Here is a 3,617-nt window from a genome sequence, read left to right as displayed (position 1 = left end):
GTGCCCGGTCAGGCAGTACACGTGCCCGTTGTCGGTGCTGTAAACGACCTCGGGTGCGCCATCGCCATCAAGGTCACCCACGGCCGGAGGGCCCACCCGGAAACGATCCCCGTAGAAGCGCCACAGGACCTCGCCCCGGGCGCTGATGCAGTACAACCACCCGTCATCCGGCCCGAATAGCACCTCCCGGCCCGGCGCAGGGTGCACGTCGGCCATCACCAGGCTCTTGAAGCCTCCGCTCGGCGAACCGGTACTGAATCGCCACCTCTCCTTCCCCTCGCGGCTCAGGCACACGACGTCGCCCTGAGAAAGCACCACGATCAGCTCCATCGCCCCGTCGCCATCCACGTCTTCAATCGTGACCGGGGTTGCGATGTCGCCATCGAGCGTGGTTTCCATCACCACCGACCCGTCTCCGTTGAGAACCATCACCTGCCGCCCGCTCGCGACCGCCACCCCGGTGGGCCGCGCCGCGTTCGGGTACAGAGTCGGCGCGGAGAAGTGGGAATCCGATTCACGAACCCACTTGACCGTCTGCGCCCATGCGCCGGCCATCATGCTGGTGGCAAGCAACGACGCCATCGCTACCTGGAATGCTCTTCTCATTACCCGTTCACCTCATCTCGCAAGCTTATCCGCCTGGCGAGCCGACGCTGTACGCCTGGCGCCCGAACCTCATCAGCGGCAGCAAACGGCGCCTGGACGGCGGCGCGAACAGCAGACGGCGATTTGACCGTCTGCGCCCATGCGCCACCCGGACCGCCCGGTGATCCTGATCGTGCGCTGCGGGTCCGCTACTGTCGCCGCAGCCTGATGATCTGCTCGGCGATCCGAGCGCGATAGTCCGTGAACAGATTGAAATCTACCTCGTAATCGCGAGTCCACCGGGTGATTTCATCGATGTATTTCAGGCTATATCCGACGATGGCCTCCACGGCTTCGTCACTCAGGGCCTGGGCCGCGTCAGCCTCGGCAGTACGGCCGGAGGCGCGTGCCTTCTCGATTTCCTCGCGCAGGACGTACAGCGCCCGCCAGTCCTCGACCCCGTCGCGCACGGCCTCCCACCGCCGCGACGTGACGACATCCTTGTCAGTCTGGTACACCGCTCCGTAGCCCTCGCTGTCCAGCGCCCACCACATATCGAGGTCCTTATAGACCCAGAACCCGGACCCCGTCGCCCCGAAGCGCCACGCAAGCCACGGACGTATTCGGTAATGACCCAGGGGCAGCAGGTCTTTCGCTTCTCCGGCGGCTTCATAGAACCAAAACGCCTTTGCGTTCTCCCGAAACCATTTCACCAGCTCCGGGTCACGTTTCAGGACGTCAACCTGCGGCTGCCAGACGTCAATGAGGTCCTTGAACTCCTCTATATACTCAATGCGCACCAGGTTCGCCGGATCAGCATAGTTGCGCACATTGGGGTCGGCGCGCTTGGTCAGCGTGCAGAACTGGCGCAATGGCGGAATGTTGGTGAAGCCCACGATCCACGGCTCGTCAACGGGGTAGAAGGCCCAGCGGTCGTACCCGATGCCAATTGACTGCAGATGCTTCACCATCTCCCCGATCGCGGTCTTGACGCCGTTGAAGTAGAGCTCGCTCTCGGCGGGCGCATTGATGCCCTTGGGGAAGATGGGGGTCGGATACGATCCCCACAGGAACTGCCAGTACTTGGGAACGCGCGCCATCTGCCGGTCGAACCTCGTCCAGTCAACCTCGCCGGCGAGGTTCCCCCGCTCATCAACCGGCACGCCGGGCAGTGACGAGCCGTAGATCACCGACATCCCGTGGTCAATCATGTTCTGCAAGGCCTGGTCCGAGGCCGCGTCCAGGCTCGCCCAGTTCATCAACTGGTACTTGTCCGTCGGCAGGCTCACCGGCCACACCTGGATCTCGATGGGCACCTCGCGGAAGGTGAAATTATCCTTCTGCGCCATCGTCCCCAGGTACAGGGTGAGCCGGTGGGGCCCCGGCTCCAGCCCGTGGGTCTTCACCGTCAGCCACAACTGAGCGACCTCGCCTGGAACCAGCTCGATCACCCCCGAGCGGTCGAGGTCCGGCAGCACGTCATATACTATGTCGCTAAATGCTGCGCCGGCGACCGGCAACAACTGCTGCAAGGTCGCGTGCTTGGCCAGCTCCGGGGATGGCTTGGGCCTCGAGCCTCCTGCGCGCGCGGGTCGTTGAAAGGTGCATCTGACGCGGAGGGTCTTCGCCGTCGTGTTCAAGAGGTTGAGCGCGACGTTCTCGAACTCGTTGCCGTACGCGGTGACCTTCACCGGCCGCTCCGATGGCAGCGTCTCGTCCACGCCGGCGGCGTACTGGTGTTTCACCACCGGCCAGGTCTGGAGATCTTCGGGGATGGCCCGCGGGTCAAACGCATCCCACGGGTTGCGATCCTGCCACACCACGAAGGCGCCCGTATCCCCCCCGGACCATAGACCGCCCAGCACCGTCGCCAGCTCGAGCAGCTCTCGCGCCCGCTGGCGCAGCGCGCCGGCGGCGGTCGCGATCTCGGTGTTCGCAGCGCCGGCCTGCTTCATCTCCTTGACCGATCGCTCCTGCGCCCGAAGCACCAGCAGGTCGGCCCCTAGGCTGATGGACTCGGCGCCGGCCGCCCTCCCCGCCGCCACCGCTCCATTCACCGCCTTCTCCACCCCCGCATCATCACAGAACTCCGGCGCTTCCAGCCGCACCGTGGCGGTGGCCGCGAACACCGGCTCCGTCACGCTGTTGACCAGGAGCCTGGCACTGATGTCGAACGCGCCCTCGGCAGCCAGAAAGCACTTGACCTGCGCCGACGTGGCGCCTTGCTTCAGATCCTGGATGACAACCTCGCGTTTGCCGCTTGTCGCCACCGCCGTCAGCTCGATGAAGGCGCCCTCCGGCGCCGGCTGCCGCCACGTCACAGGCCATGCGTTGTCGCCCCAATACGCTCTGCCCGCGTTGATCGCGGCCTGGCCGGAGGGGTTCATCTTCGCCGCCGGCGCCGGCGAGCCAGGGGCCACGCTCGGGTCGGCCCCGGTCATGGCGGAGTTGCCGCGCAGCGACGGCCACCCCACGCGCCCGCCTCCGCCCCAGGTCAGGCAAACCAGCCGATCCGGAGACTGCATGCTCGCCACCAGCTCCAGCTTGCCGTCGCCGTCCAGGTCACCCACCGCCGGCGAGGCGTTCGCTCCCCCGGTAACGCCGGGGGCCGGCCTCACGCTGCCGTCCGAGCTAATGACTTGCAGGCCCGCCGCGGACGCGCCGCTCATGCGTTGACCGGTGACGACTTCCAGTTGCCCGTCGCCGTCGAGGTCCGCCACCGCCGGCGCCCAGAAGATTCCGTGGCCCTCAAAGGTGGCCATCCAGCGGCGGGTGCCGTCATGGTTCTCGCAATAGACGTTCCCGGCTTTGTCGGCGTGGAAGATCTCCAGCTTGCCGTCACCATCCAGGTCCACTGTGGCATTCGACACATATCCGTGCGAGAGGTCCTGGGTGCGCCACATGAAGCGGCCGTTACGGTCAATGGCGATCAGGCACGGGTACCGGTTCACGTTGCTGCGGGTGATGAGGACCTCGGCCTTGCCGTCGCCATCCAGGTCCGCCAGATTGGGCCCGGAGCGCCCATAGGGCGC

Annotated in this window: 2 protein-coding genes; both read right to left on the bottom strand. The window is 66.0% G+C overall.

What is annotated here, in order from left to right:
- Nucleotides 1–606: hypothetical protein (locus tag VM221_07655; GenBank protein HUT74696.1), on the bottom strand; the 606-nt coding region annotated here is incomplete at its 3' end.
- A gap of 188 nt (nucleotides 607–794) precedes the next feature.
- Nucleotides 795–3,617, bottom strand: a 2,823-nt coding sequence (locus tag VM221_07650; protein ID HUT74695.1) for a VCBS repeat-containing protein, incomplete at its 5' end; no start/stop codon positions are given.

The sequence above is a fragment of the Armatimonadota bacterium genome, assembly GCA_035527535.1.
In the GTDB taxonomy this organism is placed as follows: domain Bacteria; phylum Armatimonadota; class Hebobacteria.
Note: the sequence above shows the minus strand (reverse complement) of the source record. Positions and strands in the feature narration are given on the sequence as shown.